Origin of the sequence: Methylocystis sp. IM3, from assembly GCF_038070105.1 — a bacterium.
GTDB lineage: Bacteria > Pseudomonadota > Alphaproteobacteria > Rhizobiales > Beijerinckiaceae > Methylocystis.
The window spans coordinates 220,636-242,527 of the sequence record NZ_JBBPBZ010000004.1 but is presented as its reverse complement, the minus strand read 5'-3'; the positions used below and the strand labels follow the sequence as shown (position 1 = coordinate 242,527).

Genomic DNA, 21,892 nt, shown 5'->3' with positions numbered 1-21,892 from the left:
AAACATAAACGTGCAGTTGGCGCTTCTCCTCCTTGTCAGTGTTGGCTTGTTCCACGCGGCGACAACCGCGATTTTTCTCTTATCCCAACCTGCTCCCGGCGGTCCTCGGGACCGTAACGCCGCCGTCGTCGTGACGGCGTTGACGGCACTGGACGCAGCTTCCCCGGCGGAACGCCCCGCGATCGCTGCTGCGTTCAACACCAACCTGCCGGGATTTCACATCACGCTCTCGGAGACGGACAGCCCGCCCAAGGGCACTCGTCCGGTCTATTTCCGATCTCGGCTTCCCGCCGGAGTCCAGGCCGAAGTCGACGAAGGCGACAAGCGGTTGATCGGGCTGCTGCATGATGGCCAGAAATTCGTGCTTGAGGCGTCTTCCGTGAAATCCCGGCTGCATCGGTTCGCGCTGGTGACGATCGGCTTCGTCGCCGTCAGTCTGCTCGTCTTTTCCTTTTGGGCTGCGCTGTCGCTGACGCGGCCCTTGACAAACTTCGCTAATGCGGCGGAGTCGTTCGGTCTCGACAGCGTTCCAGCACAGTTACCGGAGACAGGGCCTGAGGAGGTCCGCAAGGCAACCCGGGCATTCAACCGAATGCAGCGCCGTATCGCGGAAATGGCCTCTCAGCGTACGAGGATGTTGGCGTCCATCAGCCACGATCTCCGAACCCCGATCACGCGCATGCGCCTGCGTGCAGAATACATAGAAAACCCCGACACCAAGACGAAATTTGTACGCGATCTTGACCAAATGGAAGCGATGGTCGGCGGCTGCCTTGATTACCTGCGCGGCGTTCCTCAACACGTGATGGTTGTTCTGGACCTGGCGAGCCTGTTGCAGGCTGTCGCCGACCAATTTGCCGACGTGGGGGCCCATGCACGTTACGACGGACCCGACCACGTGACTGTGTTCGGCAGTCCTGACGATCTGGAGCGCGCATTCTCGAACCTACTCGACAATTCCGTGAAATACGCGGAAAGCCCCGAGATCCGCCTTTTTGAGTCGGGTGGGGAAGCGATTGTCGAGGTCGCGGACAGAGGCCCTGGCATTCCCCTGGAGAAAAGGGAATTCATGCTTGAGCCCTTCGAGCGGGGGGACATCGGCACGCCCGCGAACGCAAAGGAGGGTTTCGGACTGGGCCTGGCGATCGCGCGCGCCATTGTGGAGACCCATGGTGGACGGCTCGCGTTGAACGAACGCGCCGGCGGCGGTCTCGTCGCGCGAGTGTCGTTGCCGAAAGTTGCGGCGGGTCACAATGAAATAATCGAACAAACTGAAGCTTCGTGAGCACATCGAATGCAGGCGAATTAGCATTCCCCTGGGGTCATAACTTGCTAATAGCTGCCCGGAACGATCTCATAAAGATAGAATGCACCAAGGTATCGTGAAACGAAATCAGGTTGGCATGCTCGCAAATCATCGGTCCGGCGTCATTTGGTTCACGGGCCTGCCTGGCGCAGGTAAGTCTACGCTCGCAATGATAACGGAAGCCAATTTAATGCAATTGGGTTTTCGCACCTGTCTCCTCGACGGCGATCTCCTACGTCAGGGACTGAACCGAGATTTGGGTTTTGGCCGAGCCGATCGTGCGGAAAGCGTGCGACGCACCTCCGAGGTCGCAAAACTAATGACCAATGCTGGCCTCGTAGCAATTTGCGCTCTGGTATCGCCGTTTCATGCCGAAAGGCAGTTTGCACGCCAGCTTCTCGGAGAGGATTTCATCGAGGTATTCGTTGACACACCGCTCGAAATTTGTGTGGAACGCGACCCCAAAAACATTTATCGACGCGCGCTACGGGGCGAGTTGACAGAGGTTACAGGAATAGATCAGGCGTATCAACCGCCTGAAACCCCAGAACTTGTCGTGCGCACCACTGAGCAGACGCCTCACGTTCTCGCGGAAGCTATAGTGCGCTTTGCAGTCGCAAAATTACGACTGAAGGAATAATTCGCAAAGTTTCGATTGCGCTTGGCTGGAAGATCGCGCCGAGGAGACAGGCGTTTTCGTAGCGCTCGCTCGCAGGCTAACGCGCGTTCCTCGCTGGTCCATTGTCGAACGTGGCCGATCCTCTAGCCGATGCGCGCTTAGTCTCTCCCGGTCGAGCGAGGGAAGTTTCCCAAAATGGGCAAGAGGATCGTGGTCGAGTAGCTCGGCCATTCGGCTTCGCCCTCACAGATCCGGGCATGCGGCTTTCCCGCACCCGGCTCTTCCCGGAAGTCACCCGCATAAGGCCCTCCGTGACGTCCAGGGATGAGTGATGCGTGGGAGCGGTAGGGGCAGACGCGCCGTCACTTCCTCGAACCAGTCCCAACCCATACGACGGTTCTTCTGGCTATGCCGTTGAAGGCATTTGAGCCAGATTCGTCGAATGTCTTGCCGGAACGCGTTCAGGGCCCGCCAATTGTGCGGCATGCCGAAGTAGCCGTAGTGCCCGCGCAGCACGCTGGCGAGCCAGCGATGTTGAAGGGCCAGCGGCTGATGCATGCGCTGCCGCGCTTCTTGGCGGATCGCCGTCAGCTTGCGCGTCAAGCGCGTGCTCTGCGTCTTGTGCTTCACAATGAAGCGGCCGTCTCGGGTCCACCCGCAGTAATGAGTGAACCCCAGGAAGGCGAAGGTTTCAGGTCGCTGGTCGCCGCGAGCTTTTCGTGCCGAGGCTGCGAAGCGCCCGAACTCGATCAGCCGCGTCTTTGCCTCGTGGAGTTGCAGACCGAACCCGGCCAGCCGTTCCTTGAGGTCGCGCATCATCCGCTGCGCGTCGGTCACCTTCTCGAAGCCCATCACGAAGTCGTCGGCGTAACGCACGATCGTCACCCGACCGTGCGCATGTCGCCGCCGCCACTGATGGACCCAGAGGTCGAGGACGTAATGCAGGAAGACGTTGGCCAGCAACGGACTGATCCCGGCGCCTTGCGGCGTACCCCTGTCCGTCTCACGCCATTCACCGCTCTCCAAGATGCCGGCTTCGAGCCACAGCCGGATCAACCGGAGGACACGGGGATTGGCGATCCTGTGCGCCACCATCCGCAGCAACCACTCGTGGTCGACCGAGTCGAAAAAGCTGCGGATGTCGGCATCGAGCACCCAGTTCACGCGCTGGCTCATGATTGCCGTGTGCAATGACGACAACGCTTGGTGCGCGCTCCTCCTCGGCCGGAAGCCGTAGGAGAACCCAAGGAAGTCGGCCTCATAGACGGCGCTCAGCGCCTCGGCGACCGCGCCTTGGACGATCTTGTCCTCCAAGGTGGGCACGCCGAGTGGCCGACGCCCGCCATCGGCTTTCGGAATAAACACGCGCCGAACCGGATGGGGCCGGTAGCGGCCGGTGTGGATCTTCTCGCAGAGGTCCCGAAGGTTGCTCTCCAGGTTCCGCTCGTAATCCTCCACCGTGATCCCGTCGACTCCCGCGCTCGCCCTCGGCTTCTGACGCCAAAACGCCCGCTCGAGCGCTTCGACGTCAACGTGATGCAGAAGGGCGGTGAACCGGGTCTGGACGGCCTCGCGGGCCGCCGCGTTCACCCGTGCGAGCCCGGATGGAAGGGTGATCCGGCTCTGTGTCCGGCCCTTCTCGCGCTCGCCAGGGTTCCTTCCGGGCTGGTCCCTTCCCTCGGCGCGCCTCGTTTCCTTCGGCGGCGTCATCGGTAATACGAACCAGTCCGACTCCCGACCTCGGCTCGGATGGCGGCTCTGGCATCGCCTCGCTTCCATCCCCCGCCGGAGACCAATCCGGCGGCCCCGGTCGGGCCTCTCATGTTCCGATGAATGCTGTTCGTCCGTGACGCGGCCTTCGACCCCGGCGAAGCGACGCCATCTCGCATGACGATGGCGCACATGCTGCCTTCGAGACTGGGAACCCTCTCGGCCTTCGCGATCTTCCACATTTCGAGGCTCAATCCCGCACCCCACACGACCCCTGTCTACACTTCAGACCCCGCTTCCGTTCTTCCGTAAATTGGCGCGGCCCTGTCTGGTTGGCGTCGAAGCTTGCGCCACCGCACATTATTGAATACGAGCAAGCCGACGCCAGGACACAAGATATACCCGTATCTTCTGCGCGGCGTGACGGTCGAGCGGCCGGATCATGTCTGGGCGATGGACATCAGCTACATCCCCATGCGGCGCGACTTCGTCTATCTGGCGGCCGTCGTCGACGTGGCGAGCCGGCGCGTGCTGGCGCATCGCGTGTCGATCACAATGGAGGCGGAGTTTTGCATTGAAGCTGTGAAAGAAGCGCTGGCGAAGCATGGCAAGCCCGAGATCTTCAACACGGATCAGGGGAGCCAGTTCACCAGCCTCGACTTCACGCGGGTGCTTCTCGATGCAAAGATCGCCATCAGCATGGACGGCAAAGGCGCCTGGCGCGACAATGTCTTCGTCGAGCGGCTATGGCGCAGCGTGAAATACGAAGAGGTTTATCTGCGCGCCTATGACACTGTGTCCGAGGCGCGTGCGTCGATTGGCCGTTATCTCGCCTTCTACAACCGCGCATTAGAACACCCATCTCTCTATGTCATTGAAGGGAAGAGGCTTTGCTGGCCTCGGCCTGGTCCCGCGGGGTATCTCGCGTTGCGACGCGCTCTTTCGACGACCGATCTGGCCGCGTCAGTCGCAAGCGCCGCGCGCGCGAATATCCAAGGTCCATCTGACAAAGGTCGTCGGCCTTCGATCTCGCCGACTTCCACCGCCAGTCGGAGAGTCTTGGGTGAGACCTTCAATAGGCGCGCGGCGTCGGAGAGATTGAGCCAGGGCTCGACGTCATCCTCGGCGGCCTTGAACACCGGGATGCGATGGTGTGAGCGCAACGAGGTGACGCGCTCGCGGGTCCAACGGTTGCCGTGGCCGGTTTTGAGGCCATTACGGTTGAGAAGGCCGGCTATCAGATCGTCGCTGGCGATCAGCGCCAGTTCACGCACGGCGGCGATGATGTCAGCGGGTGTGCTGTTGCGCTGTCCGCGTCGGCGTTTGGGCAAGCGAAGTTCGCTATGAACGCCGCCTGTCCAGTGGACGGCGATAACGATCTCGCAAGCATCGTCATCGATATCGGCCACTACCTCGTGGATCAGCGTCCGCACGATGCGCTTCTTCAATCGCGCGTCCGTCGTTGGGGCTGACCAGACTGTTTTGAGGTTCGCTCCCAGCAGGGCGAGCGCAGCCGGATCAATCGTCGGCGTCGGAGAAGCCGTCTCATGCGCAACGATCTTGCTTTCGACGTCGGCGACGCGGACAAGGGCCTGATTCCAGCGCGCCTCGAGTTCGCCGGCGACCAGTCGATTGGCGGGGTCGGCGGCGTCATATTGCGGAAGGCGCGGTCGGCGGCGTAGCGCGCCGCTTCAAGATCGCGGCCAAGAGCGTCGCGCACCTGATCCCGACGCTCTGCGGCCTCTTCGGCCGCAGCGACCGACGCGGCAATGGCGCCGGGGCCAACAACGCCAAGAAGTGCTTCCTCGATTGCGTCGTCGACGCGCAAGCCACCGAACGCGATGCAGCGCGGCTCGCCATTATCCATCCAGCCGCGCGAGCAACTGTAACGCGGGATATGATGCTGCATGCCGGTATATCGCAGCGTCAGTTTGCGCCCACAGCGGCGGCAACGGATCAGGCCGGCGAGCAAGGCGTCGCCATGTTTGGGCGCGCCGTGATGTCGGCTGGTTGGAATATTGCTGGAAACCATCGTGCGGATCGCTTCGAACCTCTCCCAGCTGACGTAGCCGTCGTGGGCGCCGGGCTTCAGCGCGAGCCAGTCGGCGCGTGCTTTGCGACGGATTTGCGCACCGGCGCCCCTGGCGCCGTATCCCATCGCCACGGCCGTTCTACCATAGGCATAGGCGCCGCCGTAGATCGGGTTCTCGACCATCCTGTGGAGAGTGGCGTAATTGGGCCGCCGCCAGGTCGTCTCGCCGTTCCTCTGTTTCACTGGAAGGTCCAGGTTCTGCTCATGGAACCAAAGCAGCGCCTGTCGCGCGCTTCCGAGCTCCCCGATTTTGTCGAAGACCAGCGCAATTGCCGCTTGCACGCGCCGATCCGGATCCTTCTCATATCGGTCGCCGGCCTTCACGAAGCCCACCGGAGCCGCCACGACGAGTTCGCCGCGCCGGGCCTTCGCATAACGGGCGGAAAGCGAGCGCTGGCGGAGAAGGTCGAGCTCGTACTCGTTGAGGCTCCCTTTGAGCCCGAGCAGCAAACGGTCATCGCCGTGCCGAGGCGCGTAGATCGTTTCCTGATCGACGAGCACCGTGTCGACGACGCGGCACATCTCGATCAGTTGTTGCCAGTCCCGGCTATTGCGGGCAAAGCGCGAGACTGAACCGCCCCGGGTTTGCCGGAGGCCGTTTCGTTTGAGTCACGCCGCCATGGCGTGCTCCTCGATTTGCGCATAGTAGCGCGCTTCTGCCTCGGCCGGCGGAATGTTTCCGATCGGCTCCAGCAATCTCTTGTTGTTGAACCAGTCCACCCATTCAAGCGTGGCGAACTCCACCTGCTCGAGGCCGCGCCACGGTCCGCGCCGCCAGATCACCTCGGCCTTGTAGAGCCCGTTGATCGTCTCGGCGAGCGCGTTGTCGTAAGAGTCGCCGACGCTGCCGACTGAGGGTTCGACACCGGCGTCCGCAAGTCGCTCCGTGTATTTGATCGAGACATATTGCACGCCGCGGTCGCTGTGATGAACGAGACCGCCGCGAAGAGGCTGTCGATCGCACAACGCCTGTTCCAGCGCGTCGAGCACGAAGGGCGTCTGCGCCGAACGCGAGACTCGCCACCCGACAATCCGCCGGGCGAAGACGTCGATAACGAAAGCGACATAGACGAAGCCCTGCCAGGTCGCGACATAGGTAAAGTCGGCTACCCACAGCCGGTTTGGCCGATCCGCCGCGAACTGTCGGTTCACCTTGTCTCTCGGACAGGGCGCCTTGCTGTCGCTCACAGTGGTTTTTGCCGGCCGACCGCGCACGACGCCCTGCAAGCCCAGGCGCCGCATGAGCCGCTCCACCGTGCAGCGCGCGACATCCTCCCCTCGCGCCGCAGCTGCCGCCACACTTTTCGAGCGCCGTAGACGGAGAAGTTCTCCGCGAACACGCGGCGGATCTTCTCGCCGAGCGCCCGGTCCCGACGCCCCCGCGTCGACAGCTTCGTCTCATCGCGCCGCTGCGCTGCATGCGAGCGATACGTCGACGGGGCGATCGGCAAAACCTTGCAGATCGGCTCGACCCCGTAGCTCTCCCGGTGCGCGTCGATGAAGGCGATCATGGTTTCGACCGGCGGTCGAGCTCCGCCTGAGCAAAATACGCCGAAGCCTTCCGCAAAATGTCATTGGCCTGCCGGAGTTCGCGGTTCTCCCGCTCCAGCGCCTTCAGCCGCGCCCGTTCGTCCGACGTGACGCCGGCGCGCGAGCCGGCGTCTCGCTCCGCCTGTCGGACCCAGCCGCGAAGCGTCTCGCCCGTGCAGCCGATCTTCCCGGCAATCGAGGCGATCGTCGCCCATTGCGAGGCGTGGTCCCCCTGGTGCTCCAGCACCATCCGAACCGCCCGCTCCCGAACTTCAGGTGAAAATCTGTTCGATGTCTTCTTCTTCGCTTCCATAGCCCCAGTCTCTCAAGAGTTGGGGCCTCCGGCAAACCCGGGGCAGTTCAAGACCTCCCGGGCGCAGACGGCGCCGACCTTGCCGAGGCAGACCTCGGCAACCATCCGTTCGAAGGCGGCGCGCTGCACGCTGCCTGCCGCCGAGCGGCCGAGATCCTCGTCAATCACTTCGATCTCGGTGAAGCCCAGGGCCGTCAGCCGATCCCGCATGGCGTATTGCAACGCGCCACTCTCGCGGTTGTGCAGCACTTGGTGGGCCGACGATTGGCGTACATAGAGGATAGCCTTGCGCTTCAGGTGGTGAGGGCCGATCTTCTCAGCGCTCATGGCCGGCCCCCATCGTCGTTGTCCGCGCATACTCCAGGATCAGCCGCGTCATCAGGACGACCAGCGCTTGTTGCGCATCCTTTGGCAGGTCGGGCCAATTGGGTGCGCCGGCCGCTACCCCGCGTGGGAATAAATCCATCTGCCGCGCAGGCAGGCGCCGCTTGCGCCGATCCTCGCTCGCTGACGCCGTCGTCTTCCGCACCATAGGTCTCTCCCTGATTCTGGTCGTGAGAGACCCGGGATGCGCCGAAAACCCGGGCATTCGATGATGGCGCCGTGTTCTTCAACACCTGATCAAGCAGCGAGGACAACGCGCTGAGCGCTTGCAGACTAACGACGGGGACGGAGGAAAAGCGTACTTCGGGCGCGCACGCAGTACGATCAAACATCCATGCGGGGATCTCGAGCCATCGCTTGACATCCGAGCCATCGACCGAACACTGGAATACGGCGTCATCTGTCTTATCAATCGCAGCGTGGACGAAGATCTCGCGCCCAAACCACGGATGAAGTCGATATTGCACCTCCCCGCAGGTGGTCCTGTGGGTGTTCTCAAACCTCGTTCTACAACGAGCGGCGCCCGCACTCGAGCCTTGACGGGCGCACGCCCGACGAGGCTTACTTCGGCGTCAAGGAAACAGCGATGGCCGCATGACCGTCGCTTTCGATTTTGCCGCCGCTCTGGTCGGGCTACGCCCTCCCGACGCCGCGGCAAAATCGAACCGCCCCGCGTTCAGCAAACCCCGGCAGAAATCCACTTAAAATCCGCGGGGAGCTGTCCAAACAACCGGAGCCAGCTCTGTTTGCCTGCTTCGCCACAAACAAGAGCTGCGCGCGAGCGTGGCGGAGCGCCGTCCGAGGAATGCATCTTCCCTATCAGAACATTGTGAATCTGCGATGGCGTCAGTCGTACGAAGTCATTAAGAAAATTTAATCACGCTCCGATGGAACTCTTTGTTCTACCGTCCCGCTCGCGGCGCTACCGGCACCCACGCGCGTTCGCCACGAACTCCGCGCAGACAAACGAGCGCACGCGGGCTCCTCGCGCCGCACTGCCAACATACCAGCAGCCGAAGGACGGCCGATACGAGGCCGTCCGCTCCATGTTACTCAATCAACGCGAGCACATCGACCTAGAATAGTCGCCGACAGTTTCCGACACTCGAACGCCAAACGCCCACGCTCGACAACTATCCGCAGCGCGCATCGATCAACCGGCACCTTGTTACTCTCGATGATCGACATAAGCGACATATTGCATGTTCTTTATTTGTTCGCAAGAGCGCTTGTAAGGCGCAACACCAGAACCGTAGCGCTCAAGTTACGCGAGCGAGGTGGTCGCTTCCATTCGTGGAGGCGGTCGCCTTTCACATTTTGCAGAGCCCATGAGCGATGCGCCAGGAATGTTTACCTTTCAGGGCGACAACAACCCCAGGTAATCTTCTTCGCCAGGCTTACGGCGCCGCCAGTCGGCGGATCACGCTCCACGCCTTCTGTCCACGGAGCATCACGATGGCAAAGGGAAAACGCGCGGTCGTCGAGATCGAGTTCGGCTCCGGATACTCAGAGCAATCACACGGCACTGAGGGACGGGGAGACGAGGAGGGGCGGACAGCCGGGAGCAATGAATATCTGCGCCAACACGAGGAACGGCTTGCATTGTGCGCCGACCTCGCAGTTCACGCGCAAGCGCTATCCGAAGAAGTGATCTTAGAACATTCCAGCAAGAGACGCTTCGACGAGAGCCGACGCAATCTGAATTGGAGCATCGCTACTGCCCGGCACGATTTCTTCAAGATAGTCACATCCCCTGTTGTCGCGCTCGCTATCATCCATGACGCCGCGAAATACCTCGCGCCAGTGGTAGAGGCGTGTGGCGTCACCATCACGGCCGGGAAAGTATCGATTCACGTCGGGAGGGTCGAGGAAATTGACGAGGGTATCGCAGTCATCGAATCCCTCACCGACACGTTGCCTGAAAAGCCGCCGGCGAAGAAGAAAGCGGGCACAAAGAAGGAAGCCAAGGGAGAGAAATCGAAGAAGCCCGCGAAGAAGAAGAGCTGATCGGCCCGCGCGCGCAGAATACTCCCACGCCCCTGGGCCGCCCCGTCATCGCCGCATTGTCGCGGCCTCCGCGCGCCGTCAAGGGCTGCGCCCGTTGACCGCGCGCTTGTCGGCACGCGCCTGCTGCGGCATCTTCCGGGACGACCCCGGAAGAGGTCGACATACCAGCTCTCACCCACTTTCGTATGAGCACCATCGCTGAGCTCAACGACACCATCCGTCGCACGGGGTCTGGCGGAACGGTTGTCGTCACGTCAGGGATCGCAGCGCTTCCCGAGGAAGCGCAGGGCCGCATTCTCGTCCTGGTGGCGACATTCGACGCCTTCACAGAGAACAACGACCCGTACGGCGAACACGCCTTCGGCAGCTTCGATTTCGGCGAACAGACGATTTTTTGGAAAAATCGACCGTTACGACCGATATCTCAGCCATGCGTCCCCCCATCCGACGAACTCTGTCGTGACGACACGCGTGCTGACCGTCATGCTCGCTGAGGAATGCTGACCGTCTCCCCTTCCGATCCGCGTCGCGAGACTCAGGTTCAGGGGCTCCCACCCACCCGGCGGATGCGCGCGGTCTCTGAAGTATTATGCGCGCGTCACCGGCAGCACGAAGCTGAATATGGTTCCTCCGCTGGGACTATCTTCGGCCCACAGCTTGCCATGATGGTCTTCGATGATCGAACGCGAAATCGACAGGCCGACGCCGAGACCGTGCGGCTTGGTCGTCGTAAACGGTTCGAACAGCTTCGATCTGACGGCTTCCGCCAAACCAGGACCTGTGTCGACGACGTCGACGCGGATCATGCTTCCTTCAACAGACCGGGTCGACACGATCATTTCGCGCTTGTGATGGCCATGCATGGCTTCGATCGCGTTGCGCTTTAGATTGACAACCACCTGCTCGATTTGCACCTTGTTGATCACGACCCGATCGTCCTTCGCATCGAGGCGCACCGTCGTTTCAACGCCAGCTTCCCTGGCAATGGCGTCGGTGAACTCGCAGGCCGCTCGAACGACCTCGTTGAGATGCTGAGGCGTCTTGTCGATCGCGCCGCGCGTCATGAACTGGCGCACGTTGTCCATGATGTCGGAGACACGGAATATTTGATGGGTAACCTTATCCAATACGTCGTCAACCGATTCCGCAGAGAAGTCGTGCTCCTCCAACAGCCTTCGAAGGGTATTCAGATAGGCGTTGATCGCCGCCAACGGCTGCTTCAGTTCATGAGCGAGTCCGACCGCCATATGCCCGATCAGGTCGAGTCGGTCGGCATGGAGTTCTCGCAGATGCGCCTCGAATCTGCGGCGCTCGCTCAAGTCGTGGATGAAGCCGATAAACAGACGGCGTCCGTCTATATTGATCTCGGTGACCCCAAGGTCGATCGGGAAGATGGAGCCGTCCTTACGTCGTCCCTCGACCTGCCGGCCAATCCCGATGACCTTGGCTTCTCCGGTTTTCAGATAGTTCCGCAGATAATTCGGGTGCTCGCTCCGATAGGGCTCCGGCATCAGCACGCCGACGGTCTGGCCAATGACATCCTCCGGCGCGTAGCCGAACAGCCGGCCCGCAGCCGGATTGAAGGACAGGATGCGGCCGCTTTCGTCGATGCAGACGATCCCGTCCAGCGCGCCGTTGACGACGGCGGCTAAAAAGGCAGCATCCTTACTCATCGGCATTGGAGGCTCAATCTGTTCGCGCAGACCTCAAAGACAGCGCAGGCCATTATTGCCGCGGCCACGCTATTGCGCAAAAGAGAGCACTTTCTCCTATGTCTCTTTTGTGCGCAAGCTCAAACGGGATGCTGCGGAGCAGGGCAGGAGCAAGCGCGAAGCTTAGGACAGTCACATCGGCACCGTCAACTTAACACGGGCTGCCGAGTCTGATAGGGGAAAGCCTTGTCGCAGCCCGTCAATTCCGCCTATCGCCGCCATCGTTTCCCGCCGGAGGTCATCCCCTACGCGGTCTCGCTCTATTTTAGCGCGGCTTGTCATCGGAGTCGGCCCGAAATTCAGGGTCGGTCAAAACTGCGACATCGCAGTCGTAACCCATCCCGCCCGAACGGGCGACCTTATGGCGGCGGGGGAGACGCTCGTCGCCGACGGAGTCTCCCGCACGCTGGCGGGCGCCGGCAAGGAGCGCTTTGTCTATTCGACCGCACAAGGAACTTGGCGCACGCCGCTCGACATCGGGGCGCTGGTCTTCCGAGGCTATGTCATCGGCTACCTCGACGGCTCACCGGTCCGTGCGCCGATGGACGACCATCTCCGCGGGATTGCTCGTGACGGGACGCTCGCGCCCGGCGGCGTCACGCTCGTGGAGATCGACCCGCGCGGACGCCAAGCGAGCTGGACCGGCACGGATGAGCGCGGCCAGACAATCGCCGCGGCAGTCATCAAGGCGATTGAAAGGGCGCGCGAGCGCCTGGCGGCTATCCCGCAACCAACGCTGCATTGAAGGAGCTGGAGAGGCTGGAATGACGCTTTCCATAAAACGCATCGCCGCCGTGCAAGGCCCCTTAAGCTCCCTGATTCAGGGCACGCTGTTCGCTTTCGCCCAACACTTGCGGCGTCAGGGCCTGCGTGTCGCCGGGGTCATCGAGATTTCTCCCAGGGAGGAGGAGGGGCGGTGCAAGAGCCTCAGCGTCCAGGATCTGGTCTTGGGGGAAACCTATCCGATCTCCCAGAAGCTCGGCAGGGGTTCCGAGGCCTGCAATCTCGATCCGGGTGGCCTGGCTCTCGCCTGCAGAAGTGATCGAAGACGCCATCGAGCGCGGGGTCGACGTGGTGGTTTTGAGCAAATTCGGCAAGCTTGAAGCCGCTCGCAGCGGTCTGTGCGACGCTTTCCGCGCGGCAATGATGGCCGACATTCCGGTCATTACCGCCGTTTCGCCCTCGGTCGCGGAGGATTGGGGTCAGTTCGCCGGTGAACTCGCCCAGTCCGTCGACGCGCGAGTCGACGCCCTGGCGGCGTGGTGGGAAGCCCAGAGCGAGCAAAATGACACGCGCCAACGCCTCCTCTCGCGCGTGGAATCCGCGTAAAGGCGGCGTTTTTGACTTTTGCCGGAATCTAGCAAGATTGGCGCGTCGTTATAGGGGACGCCCCGGCAATGTCTGCATCGAGAAAGATCGACGCCCTCCTGGCGCTGCGAAGCGACGGCAAGTTGCTCGTCGGACGCGACCGTATCAAGGTTCTCGAGGCGGTCGCCAAGCACAAGAGCATTTCAAAAGCCGCCAAGGCGGTTGGCTTTAGCTACAAGGCCGCCTGGGACGCCGTGGCCGCGATCAACAATCTGCTCCCGAGCCCGGCCTTCGTGACTAAGGCCGGCGGCAGAAGCGGCGGCGGAGCCGAAGTGACGGCGGAAGGGCTCAAGCTGATCGAGACGTTCCACAAGCTGGAAGAGCGCCTGTCCCGTGTCTCCTCCATGATTGCGGAGGAAGGGCTCGAGGGGTCGGACGATTTCCCGCTCCTGGGTCTCGGGCTCCGCATCTCGGCGCGCAATGTGTTTCGCGCCGAGGTTGTGTCGGTCAAGAAATGGCCGGTGGACGTTGAAGTGACGCTCAAGATTTCCGGCGAGCACAACATCTACTCTGTCATTACCAATGAAGCGACTGATGATCTCGACCTTCGGCCCGGACGGAAAGTGATTGCGCTGGTCAAGTCCTCCTTCGTGGAACTCGTTCCCTCCGGTCGCACCCCGGACGACGCCCGCAATCGCTTCACGGGCGTCGTCTCGCGCCGCACCGATGCGGAGCGCAATTGCGAGTTGCTGATCGACATCGGCGCCGGAAAGTCCATGACGGCTGTCGTGCCGCGGCGCCTCGTCGAGGAGATGCGCCTGGAGCAAGGAAGCCCCCTGACAGTCCGTTTCGCGGCGGAAGACGTGATTCTCGCCGCCGATTGACGCTATGAGCGCGGGTGACGAGACCGGCCGAAGCGTTCACATCTGGCCTGGATAAGCCCGCGATTGCCTATCGCTATATTTGATAGCCTTATAGCGCGTTGCTTCCATGCAACACAATCTGCGCCGTTATGAGTCAGATCACATTTCTCTTATGTTTCCGCCCTCCTCATAGCATCTCGCTGCGCCGACACGGTGGTGTGATCTTGGGTGCCCGGATTATGCCCGACGCCTCGTCATGCCGATCCCCGCCAAGGTCGGCTTCTCCCCTGCCCTTTACGATATTTTCCTCCAGAGCGAAGGCTGGGACACGGGCTGGGCGCGCCTGGCCGAGATGGCCGGCGAAGCGGCGCTGCTCGACCAAGGCGGCTTACCCACCGCGCAAGTGCGGGAAGGCAAAGCCGTCTTTGGCCTCACGATCGATTTCTTCGCAGTAAGCACCAAGGCGAATGGGGCGCCCGTCGAAATGATCTATCCCGAGCGCACGGCCTTCCTGCCGGCGCATATCGCCATGACCGCGTCGTCCAAACACGTTGAGGAAGCACAAGCCTTTATTGACTTCGCTCTTTCGAAGGAGGAGGAGAAGCTCATGATGGAGCGCGACAGCATGCGCCATCCGGGGCGTCCCGACGCCTATCAAGACAAGCCCCTGGCCTTGGCCAATCCCTTTGAGCGGCCGCAAAACGTGATCCTTGATTACGACTTCGAAATCGGCCGGCGCCGACCGCCGCTGGTCTCGCTGCTCTTCGATCTCATAATTGTCGAGAACCATGGGGAGAATGCGGGCTTGTGGCGCGCGATCCATGCCGCCGAAAATCGCGCGGATAAGAATGACACGCGCGCCAACGCCCTGGCCGAAGCGCGCCGTCTCGCGAGCTTCGCGCCGGTGTCGAACGCCGAGGCGCACGACATTTCCTTCCTCGGCCGTTTCGCCTCAAGAGACTCGATCGATCAGGCGATGGTCTCCAAATGGAGAGACGATCTGGCCGCGGCGCGGCGTAAAGCTAAAGACATTCGCACGAGCATCGGGATGACGCCGTGAAGCGTGCTTTCCAGATCCTTGCTGCTGTGGCGCTCGCCGGCGCGGCCCGCTATGAGACACAGACCCCTGAAACGGAAGCGCTCTCGCAACCGCTTCCCGGACTCGAGGCTGCGCAGTCGGCTAGCTTCCGGCGCGGCTTGGGCCTCTTTCGACAGGCTTGGCTCGTTGGCCCGTCTGAAGACCATCCGGATCTCATTGGGCTGGGACCGCTCTACAATCGGCTTTCCTGTATCGCCTGCCATGTGAAAAACGGACGCGGCGCCGCTCCCGATCCCGAGAACGGCGTGGCGCGGCACACAAGCAAATATGTTAGACTATTGATGGTTCGGGGAGACACGCCGTGGAGGTCGTGTCTCCTCCCGAAACTCTGGCTCAATGGGGCGCATTCATCCAGAGGTCCGGGAACACATCGCCAAGGGAAGGGACGGCGGTGTGTTCCCTTGATGTTTTAGGGCGCAAATGCTGCAATGCAAAAAGCTATCGCTTCTTTCTGATCGCTCCCTCTATGCACCCTAGCAAGCGCTTAGCTGGCTTCCTTAGCACCTCTCGGGCTACCTTGGTTTTGTTCACTACCTGGCCTCCGTAAGATTCCTTAGTTTTACTGTGTCATAAATTCATTCTAAGAACGCTCCGTTGGCAACAAGGGCATCGAAACAATTGCCTCGCCAAGGCGCGCGCCAACCTAATGCGGATGCTGGCGATTGACGACGCGACGTGGCGTTCGGGTCTGACCGGCGGATCCTCGGGGTTGATAACCTTCGGGTAAGGGAGGCGCTTTGAGCATCGTGGTTTTGACGCCTGAGGGGGGAATCAGACTCCGCTCGGAGACCAAGAATCCATAGGCTGCGACGCAAAGCGTCATGTGGTGGTGAAAGCCACGCCACCCTCGTCCCTCGTAATGATCGAGCCCGAGTTCTTGCTTAAGCTCCTGATAATCGCGCTCGATCCGCCAGCGTAATTTGGCGTGCTCGACGAGCGCAGAGAGGGACGTATCCGGCGACAAAGTCGAAAGCCAATATTTGGTCGGCTCGTATTCGCCTTGGGGCCATTCAACAAGAAGCCACTCTTCCGCATGAGGCGTCGAACGCCAATAGTCTCGATGAGCAGGTCGAACTCGAACCGCAGCAAAACGAGAGCCGAGATTTTCGTTCGTGCCTTCACGCCATTCGATCTGACGCCAAGCGTCTTCGGGGAGCGACATGGCAAGTTGTTTCGCTGAGGCTGGCTTATTCTGCGCATCGCGTCGCAGAAGCGTCGGAGGTCTCCTGACGCCGCCCGGCACGCCTTCGGCTTGCGCGGCGCGGATCTGATCAAGGGCGATCTGCGGTTTGGTTTTGAAGACGATGTCTTCGGGAACGGCAGCTTTTCGGCGACGCGCCGAATCCTTGGCCCAGTCTTCCGGCAAATAGAGCCGAAAGGCGATCGGCAGACTTGCGTGATCGTTGGCGACTGACAAAGATACGGCGACCTGACAGTTGTCTTGTTTGCCCAGTTGCCCGCAATATTGTCGCGTCACGCCGACCGAATGGACGCCCTGCTTTGGGAATCCCGTGTCATCGATGATCCATGCTTTTATAGGCCCGTGCTTCTCGATCATCGGAAGAACATGAGCGCGCACCTGCCTCAACATCGCTTCATCGGACCATTCGGCCTTCGCGACGAAATGGTGGAGCGATTGATGCGCCGCTTGGACGCGAGCGGGCTCGACAGGGGCGGCGATAGGCTCGACACTCTTGCGCTCTCCCGGGAGGATCAAGCCTGTGCAATAGGAGCGAAACGGCGCTATCCGATCGACATGCCCCAGAATTGATGAAATCGACTCCACGAACGCAGCAAACCGACGCTCACTCCCTGCATCCATAGCGGTTCGATCCACGGCCACCTCCGAATCGAGCGTGAATCGTCAAATTACCTCCCTCGGTGAATTTATGACACAGTGAAATTAGTGGGAACTACTGAGGCTCAATCTGGTTAAGAGGAGGGAGCCTCGGGAACATACCGCGTAGTAGTCAACAGGCCCAAATAGCATTGAACGCAGAAGTTATCTCGTCGTTACGAGACCAAGAATGAGAATGACCTCTCAAAACAAGAGGATAAGCCTTGAGGTCGCAAGGCGATGCTGCTTCTTCCACGTTGAATGCTCTGAACACGACTAGGAACGGGCCCAGAAAGGCGACGGTGGTGGCCACGACCAGCAATATATCCTCCGTCTCATAGCAGCCTTCAAACCAACAAGGCACGGATTGGCCTCATCGTCTCGGCCGATTTGGTTCTGATTGTTCCCTGATAGCCGTATCGGCGGCTTTCGGTGCGCCATGTGGCGAGCCGACAGGTCAGAGAGACCACCATTTAGCTGCGCCTAGCGGCGACTAACCCTGCTTGCTGTCCTAGGGTGTTATGTACTTTGGCGATTGACCCAGCCCGAGCGAGGCGAACCAGCCGATGAGCGCCGCCGGCTCGCTGGCGACCTTAGCTTCCCGCACGATGTTCCCGACGGCATCAACAACACAAACACTCGATGCTTCCAAAGACACGTCGATCCCAGCATAATGGTCCATGGTCATCCCCCAGCGATGCTTGGAGCCGACGAAAAGCCGGACTCCCTCTCACACACCACCATTCTGGGGGATGACTACTTCACCACGAAGCCTCAGCTTCCCGGCCGCCCGTTACGCCATCTAAGGAGCGCGTCGGGAACATGTTCGGCCCGCTTGCCCGCAGCACGGTGGCTTCACTTTCAAAACAAGCCAGGACTCGACCAAAACGGACCGCCGTATGTGTAGTCCCAGGAGTTGCAATCGTCACACCACGAAAGACCACCGTCTGCACGAATGCAGGCACGAGGCCTGCAGGTTGGGCACGTGGCGGCGTAATTTGCACAATCGAAGCATCGAAAATATTTGGCCACGGAACGGACCGGGTAGACTTCGGACTTCGGCACAAATGTAAACTGCGCGTGGCTTTCCCGCCGCGAGCCATAATACCAGCCTACGCGCCAAAGATGATGTCCATGTGGATGAGGCCGCCAATCGGCCTTGGCGGGAGGCGACGGTAGGCCGACATTAGCCCGGCCGGTGACGCTCAAGACGGCTGCGAATGACCGGGCAGGCATGCTGGAGGCTGAAATCGTTATCCACAACAGCGCCGCTGCATAGTTCATCTTTGCAAGCCTGTGCATCTGGTCCTCCTACGGGGAGCCTCAGAACTGGCAGGTAGTCCGCGACGCTTCTAATTTCAATCGAAACAGTGCGTTTAAAGATCGGGCTTAAGAACAGCTAACCATTACTCGACGATTGGGCGAAGGACGCGACACGACGCAAGAAGATCCATATCCCAGACTACGTCGTCTTCAAAACCAAGCCGGAGATCGCGCTCGATCAAATCAACGCCGGTTTTGCGGTGGTATAGCGTCCAGCATCTTGCTGGCCCGGTTATGGGTCCATGGTGCGTAAGGGCGCGGCGAGCAGGCGCACTCGCGGCGCCCGCCCGCGGTTTTAATACGCCTGAAGGAATCACCTCCTTCCGGAAGCGACCTAGCAGCGCAATTCGAAATTCTCCGTAGCACCTCTAGCAGAAGTCGCGAGCGAAGTTGTTGCAATTCCGTTCGCAGGCTTACGACCTGCACCCCTACAGGCCGGAGACATAACCGCACCACCATCGTAGCGCTGTGAAACAAGCCTGGGGAGCCGTCCAGATATGACAACCCCACCTCCACGCCTAGCAAGCATCCACCTCACCTAAACGTCCAAGGATATGTCATCGCTTCAATCGCAAAGGTGAGGCTCTTGGACCGCAAGGAATCCTCTGTACGACGCGGCGAACGCGAGGCTGCAGAAAATAAGCTTTTGCATGGCTCGACATTCTGAGGCCCTCCAAGGATCGAGCTAATGTCGCTAAACGATGTATTGTCCAGAATCCTCAACCTTCAATATGAACCAGATCCGGGCTAATAATTCGCTATCCAGCGTGTGCTCGCCATACCTAGAAAACGGCGTTCAAGCGACGGGTGCATTTCCTGACGGCCCCGAAATCGACGAGATTCTCGGGGGCCCAATTGGACGACGCGGCTTGGTCGCCGCAATTACGCCTTCCTGCCGCTCGCGGCCCGTCCTCGTGGTTGCGGTAGCCAAACCAGAACACCCCTTGACCCAACGATCAGCTCATCGCCGGGACGTCGGTTTTATAGCATGCGACAAAGCGCCATATGCATCGGCGCACGATACACAGCTATCGTTCCACGATGCGACGTCGCTTTTGATGACGCACAAAAAGGAATGGATAGGATATGAAAAGCAACAGCAGCGCTAACGGTCGCATGAAGGGTCTGGTGTGGTTTGCAGTCGGAATCGCACTCATATTCACCGTGATTTCCCTTGCCCCTATCATTTCCCACGCAGCCTTAGGCTAACTTCATCGGCGATGGGTCGGCGCACCTAAAGGAAGGATTGACGCCGAGAGGTGAAGCGTGCCTTGTCCATTATGAAACCTACGAAGCCCGCCTCTCAGGCGGGCTTCTTGATGGTCGAGGCAATCTCCAACGCGTCTCTCAAAAGAGTGCAATTACCCGGGCAAAATTCGCGTTTACCAAAACGACAGCTGATTGGCGCTACCTTAGGTTGGCTTTAATGCGGTAGCACATTGAACCTAAATCAGTTCGGCTTCACGTCAACTGGACCGCCGGCATAGTCCCGCTGATACATCCGGGGGCCGCAACCTCGATTAGGCTGGGGAAATAGGCAGGATGTGCTCGTCTAGAGGGCCTCGCTGCTTGAGTAAACAGCAGGTCGATCTATCTTTAGTCACCAAAAGGGAGGCTGAGCGATAAGGGAGGAATATATGCGTAGATTTATGATCGCGATTATAGCGACGCTTCTGGCATCGGGACCAGCCGCTCGGGCCCAAAGCGCTGGGCATACTCCTTACGACGGCGACATCCAGGCATACGGCGCGCCATGGCGCTATCAGCACAGGAACTGGAGCAGCCCGAGACACCCGCTCGACCCTGGTGTTTGCTGGTACCTCAATGATTACACGGGCGAGTGGGTCTGGAAGTGCTAAAGATAAAAACGCCCCGCCCGTTGAGGGTGGTCGCTGAAAAAAGCCCGCCCAGAAATGTGGATAGCAAGCCGCCAACGTGTAATTGGCAGAAGGTCGCCCAGGCCTTCTGCCGCTCGCGGCCCATCAACCGGTCCGGCAAGTATGAACGCCGGAAGAGCGAGGAGTAATCGCTCGTTACCAACGTCGATCAACACACCTATCCGACTATCCAACCATTAACGGGCCCTCCCTCTGTTTTCGGTGTGAGTCAGACTCAGTTGGGGCTGCCTGGTAATTCTGGCCATCGTGGCGACTATACGCCCGCCGCAGCACCTTTTGGGGCGTCAGATTGAGCTTGGCGAGCAGTTCCCCAACTGCCGCCAAACCAAGCCGAAATGCAGAATTTGTGCTCGACCAGGTTAGGCGCCACCTTCGGGTCGGTAGGCCGAAATCTAGGCAATACTTACTGGGTCATTGCCATTGATCCAGCGTGCCTGCTGTTTGTAACGCTCGGTTAGGCTACATGGCCGTCCGGTCGCCGGCTGTCAAGCAAGCACAGGGAACCCCAACCACTGGTTTGCAGACCGCCGCCAGCCATTTGTAGATTGTCGTTCGGCTGAACCCGTAGGATGCGATGACCAGATGGCGCCTCGCCTTCGCGCACGCGTTTCGACAGGCATGAACCGGATGGTTCCTAACGGTTGATCGACTCTCGTCCATCTCGCTTGGGAAATTCATCGGAATTACGCAGCGATGCGCAGGGTCGTTGAAAACGTCGCCTTAATTCCCGGCTGCTGAGTAAGTCAATGAGCCGTCTCTCGCCGCGTCACGTCGCTAAGTAGACCATGACGGCTGCGTATAGAAGCGCCGGACTGTGGTCGCCCGCCACCAGGAGGTTAGCTCCCTGGAACGACATCCAGGGAATGGGAGAGCCATAGCCGAGCCCTTGATTCGAAATCGGCCCAATTTTCGACGCCGTGCGCGAAAAGGCCTTCGCCAACGTAATTCAGGTCCCTATCTTTGCGACAAAGCATCCCTTGGGTGTGGCCAGCGACGAACTCCTCGCGAATGATCTCAATAGCGGCGTCTATATCTTTCGGCAGTTTACGAAGTGTGTTGTTTTCCCGAACGTAAAAAAGGCCGATTTCCGGCGTTACCCCCCGGTCGTTCAGCTTGGAAAGCATCATCCGGGCGCGAACGAAAGGGCTCTCCTGCGTGGCACTCGGGCGAACCAAATCCGGGTAAGATAAAATTTCGCGAAGCGATGCTTCGCATTCGTCCAAAAGTTCCGCGGCTCTTATGGGGTCCGCGCTGAAACGCCACTCATCGGCGTGAGATGCGGATGAACCCGTCTTCCATCGGTGGCTTCGCAGTCTCTGGCTCAGTTTCATTTCGGCTCGGTTTTCGGCGGTATAGGATTTGTTCGCGTTAAGGCGGCGCATCAAGAATGAACCGGAAACACTTGCGCGGGCGAGACGCCGATCGTACTTTTCGTAGCTGCCGGCGACTTCCTACTAAAGGGCCACCTATCGTTCAGACAATGACATATCTCGCGCGACGATGTGAGGCAACTCCCCCTTAGCGGATTCAGTTGCCAGCGGTGAGGTGCAGCTTGAGGCTGCCGATGCCGACTGTCATGAATGCCGGCGATCATTTGCCGGCGGATAAGCTGTTTTCCGTCGTCGTTCCGGAGAACTGGATGCCGCAGCTCGAAAATGCTAGGGACGACGCAGAGGTTTCGCTCATGGTGGATGACAAGGAATTTGCAAATGGGGCCGCTCGAGACCTCGACGTAAGCCAGACGTTTCAATGTTTTGCTTCTACCTGGGAGTTCTTGTTGTCGCCTTCGTCGCCATGGCGGCCCGTAAGTGAGGCTTTACAGTCGTCGATTGAGCTCGGGCGCATCAATTTACGTAATTAGCTTTCATTACTTCAAGCCCGTGGAGGCCTT

At 60.1% G+C, this 21,892-nt stretch carries 17 protein-coding genes, 5 pseudogenes and 1 other annotated feature; of the genes and pseudogenes, 13 read left to right on the top strand and 9 right to left on the bottom strand.

Going from position 1 to position 21,892, the window contains the following annotated elements; all coding sequences use genetic code 11:
• The first annotated feature begins 10 nt into the window (after positions 1-10).
• Together WOC76_RS21345 and cysC are read left to right on the top strand one after the other, a co-directional pair.
• Positions 11-1,285, top strand: coding sequence for an ATP-binding protein (locus WOC76_RS21345; protein WP_341387476.1), 1,275 nt, complete (start codon positions 11-13; stop codon positions 1,283-1,285).
• 82 nt (positions 1,286-1,367) lie between these two features.
• Entirely contained in the window at positions 1,368-1,946 is a 579-nt protein-coding gene (cysC, locus tag WOC76_RS21340) for an adenylyl-sulfate kinase (RefSeq protein WP_341101954.1), read from the top strand.
• 270 nt (positions 1,947-2,216) lie between these two features.
• On the opposite strand, the gene ltrA is transcribed toward cysC, so the two are convergent.
• The gene (gene ltrA / locus WOC76_RS21335) at positions 2,217-3,635 is read right to left on the bottom strand and encodes a group II intron reverse transcriptase/maturase (RefSeq protein ID WP_341387475.1); all 1,419 of its coding nucleotides are present in this window, start codon (positions 3,633-3,635) and stop codon (positions 2,217-2,219) included.
• Between the two features lie 312 nt (positions 3,636-3,947).
• Between ltrA and WOC76_RS24405 the strand changes: the two are divergent.
• Positions 3,948-4,502 (top strand): annotated as a pseudogene (locus WOC76_RS24405) (IS3 family transposase); the annotation flags it as partial.
• Between the two features lie 577 nt (positions 4,503-5,079).
• On the opposite strand, the gene WOC76_RS21325 reads toward WOC76_RS24405, so the two are convergent.
• From WOC76_RS21325 to WOC76_RS21310, 4 genes and pseudogenes are all read right to left on the bottom strand, one after another.
• Entirely contained in the window at positions 5,080-6,249 is a 1,170-nt protein-coding gene (locus WOC76_RS21325) for a recombinase family protein (RefSeq protein WP_341101956.1), read from the bottom strand.
• A gap of 87 nt (positions 6,250-6,336) precedes the next feature.
• Positions 6,337-7,570 (bottom strand): annotated as a pseudogene (locus WOC76_RS21320) (IS3 family transposase).
• Positions 7,164-7,280, bottom strand: a sequence feature (AL1L pseudoknot). (Overlaps the previous pseudogene by 117 nt.)
• A gap of 12 nt (positions 7,571-7,582) precedes the next feature.
• Positions 7,583-7,897, bottom strand: coding sequence for a hypothetical protein (locus WOC76_RS21315; RefSeq protein WP_341101958.1), 315 nt, complete (start codon positions 7,895-7,897; stop codon positions 7,583-7,585).
• A complete protein-coding gene (locus tag WOC76_RS21310) occupies positions 7,887-8,102 on the bottom strand; it encodes a hypothetical protein (protein WP_341101959.1) in 216 nt (71 codons plus the stop codon). The genes WOC76_RS21315 and WOC76_RS21310 overlap by 11 nt, the downstream gene beginning before the upstream one ends.
• Before the next feature lie 1,307 nt (positions 8,103-9,409).
• On the opposite strand from WOC76_RS21310, the gene WOC76_RS21305 reads away from it, so the two are divergent.
• The 3 genes and pseudogenes from WOC76_RS21305 (at position 9,410) to WOC76_RS24395 (ending at position 10,465) form a co-directional block, all read left to right on the top strand.
• On the top strand, positions 9,410-9,961 hold the full coding sequence (locus WOC76_RS21305) for a hypothetical protein (RefSeq protein ID WP_341101964.1): 552 nt from the start codon (positions 9,410-9,412) through the stop codon (positions 9,959-9,961).
• Positions 9,962-10,146: 185 nt separating this feature from the next.
• Positions 10,147-10,302: pseudogene (locus tag WOC76_RS24400) on the top strand (DUF3768 domain-containing protein); the annotation flags it as partial.
• 31 nt (positions 10,303-10,333) lie between these two features.
• Positions 10,334-10,465, top strand: coding sequence for a DUF3768 domain-containing protein (locus tag WOC76_RS24395; protein WP_445928482.1), 132 nt, complete (start codon positions 10,334-10,336; stop codon positions 10,463-10,465).
• Between the two features lie 83 nt (positions 10,466-10,548).
• On the opposite strand, the gene WOC76_RS21295 is transcribed toward WOC76_RS24395, so the two are convergent.
• Positions 10,549-11,640, bottom strand: a complete 1,092-nt coding sequence (locus tag WOC76_RS21295) for a two-component system sensor histidine kinase NtrB (protein WP_341101969.1) — start codon at positions 11,638-11,640, stop codon at positions 10,549-10,551.
• 394 nt (positions 11,641-12,034) lie between these two features.
• Between WOC76_RS21295 and WOC76_RS21290 the strand changes: the two genes are divergently transcribed.
• The 6 genes and pseudogenes from WOC76_RS21290 (at position 12,035) to WOC76_RS21270 (ending at position 15,356) form a co-directional block, all read left to right on the top strand.
• The gene (locus tag WOC76_RS21290) at positions 12,035-12,418 is read left to right on the top strand and encodes a hypothetical protein (RefSeq protein ID WP_341101970.1); all 384 of its coding nucleotides are present in this window, start codon (positions 12,035-12,037) and stop codon (positions 12,416-12,418) included.
• The gene (locus WOC76_RS24390; RefSeq protein WP_445928481.1) at positions 12,324-12,776 is read left to right on the top strand and encodes a DUF2478 domain-containing protein; all 453 of its coding nucleotides are present in this window, start codon (positions 12,324-12,326) and stop codon (positions 12,774-12,776) included. Before WOC76_RS21290 ends, WOC76_RS24390 begins: the two co-directional genes overlap by 95 nt.
• On the top strand, positions 12,712-13,002 hold the full coding sequence (locus WOC76_RS21285; protein ID WP_341101971.1) for a DUF2478 domain-containing protein: 291 nt from the start codon (positions 12,712-12,714) through the stop codon (positions 13,000-13,002). The genes WOC76_RS24390 and WOC76_RS21285 overlap by 65 nt, the downstream gene beginning before the upstream one ends.
• Before the next feature lie 68 nt (positions 13,003-13,070).
• Positions 13,071-13,865 carry a TOBE domain-containing protein gene (locus WOC76_RS21280; RefSeq protein ID WP_341101973.1) on the top strand — a complete coding sequence of 265 codons (795 nt, stop codon included), beginning with the start codon at positions 13,071-13,073 and terminating at the stop codon, positions 13,863-13,865.
• Between the two features lie 193 nt (positions 13,866-14,058).
• Positions 14,059-14,904: pseudogene (locus tag WOC76_RS21275) on the top strand (ABC transporter substrate-binding protein); the annotation flags it as partial.
• The gene (locus tag WOC76_RS21270) at positions 14,901-15,356 is read left to right on the top strand and encodes a di-heme oxidoredictase family protein (RefSeq protein WP_341387472.1); all 456 of its coding nucleotides are present in this window, start codon (positions 14,901-14,903) and stop codon (positions 15,354-15,356) included. The pseudogene WOC76_RS21275 and the gene WOC76_RS21270, both read left to right, overlap by 4 nt.
• Positions 15,357-15,586: 230 nt before the next feature.
• Here the strand turns inward: WOC76_RS21270 and WOC76_RS21265 are convergent, their stop codons facing one another.
• The 3 genes and pseudogenes from WOC76_RS21265 to WOC76_RS21255 form a co-directional block, all read right to left on the bottom strand.
• Entirely contained in the window at positions 15,587-16,765 is a 1,179-nt protein-coding gene (locus tag WOC76_RS21265) for an IS701 family transposase (protein ID WP_341387503.1), read from the bottom strand.
• 556 nt (positions 16,766-17,321) lie between these two features.
• Positions 17,322-17,462: pseudogene (locus WOC76_RS21260) on the bottom strand (IS110 family transposase); the annotation flags it as partial.
• Between the two features lie 3,375 nt (positions 17,463-20,837).
• Complete coding sequence (locus WOC76_RS21255) at positions 20,838-21,224, bottom strand: hypothetical protein (protein WP_341387471.1); 387 nt, start codon at positions 21,222-21,224, stop codon at positions 20,838-20,840.
• 341 nt (positions 21,225-21,565) lie between these two features.
• On the opposite strand from WOC76_RS21255, the gene WOC76_RS21250 reads away from it, so the two are divergent.
• Positions 21,566-21,862 carry a hypothetical protein gene (locus WOC76_RS21250; protein WP_341101977.1) on the top strand — a complete coding sequence of 99 codons (297 nt, stop codon included), beginning with the start codon at positions 21,566-21,568 and terminating at the stop codon, positions 21,860-21,862.
• The last annotated feature ends 30 nt before the right edge of the window (positions 21,863-21,892 follow it).

Bases quoted from the DNA above. Each gene is read 5' to 3' on its own strand.
- cysC (WP_341101954.1), top strand. From the start codon at position 1,368: ATGCACCAAGGTATCGTGAAACGAAATCAGGTTGGCATGCTCGCAAAT.
- ltrA (WP_341387475.1), bottom strand. From the start codon at position 3,635: ATGACGCCGCCGAAGGAAACGAGGCGCGCCGAGGGAAGGGACCAGCCC.
- WOC76_RS21325 (WP_341101956.1), bottom strand. From the start codon at position 6,249: ATGTGCCGCGTCGTCGACACGGTGCTCGTCGATCAGGAAACGATCTAC.
- WOC76_RS21315 (WP_341101958.1), bottom strand. From the start codon at position 7,897: ATGAGCGCTGAGAAGATCGGCCCTCACCACCTGAAGCGCAAGGCTATC.
- WOC76_RS21310 (WP_341101959.1), bottom strand. From the start codon at position 8,102: ATGGTGCGGAAGACGACGGCGTCAGCGAGCGAGGATCGGCGCAAGCGG.
- WOC76_RS21305 (WP_341101964.1), top strand. From the start codon at position 9,410: ATGGCAAAGGGAAAACGCGCGGTCGTCGAGATCGAGTTCGGCTCCGGA.
- WOC76_RS21295 (WP_341101969.1), bottom strand. From the start codon at position 11,640: ATGCCGATGAGTAAGGATGCTGCCTTTTTAGCCGCCGTCGTCAACGGC.
- WOC76_RS21290 (WP_341101970.1), top strand. From the start codon at position 12,035: ATGGCGGCGGGGGAGACGCTCGTCGCCGACGGAGTCTCCCGCACGCTG.
- WOC76_RS24390 (WP_445928481.1), top strand. From the start codon at position 12,324: ATGAGCGCGGCCAGACAATCGCCGCGGCAGTCATCAAGGCGATTGAAA.
- WOC76_RS21280 (WP_341101973.1), top strand. From the start codon at position 13,071: ATGTCTGCATCGAGAAAGATCGACGCCCTCCTGGCGCTGCGAAGCGAC.
- WOC76_RS21265 (WP_341387503.1), bottom strand. From the start codon at position 16,765: ATGGATGCAGGGAGTGAGCGTCGGTTTGCTGCGTTCGTGGAGTCGATT.
- WOC76_RS21250 (WP_341101977.1), top strand. From the start codon at position 21,566: ATGCCGACTGTCATGAATGCCGGCGATCATTTGCCGGCGGATAAGCTG.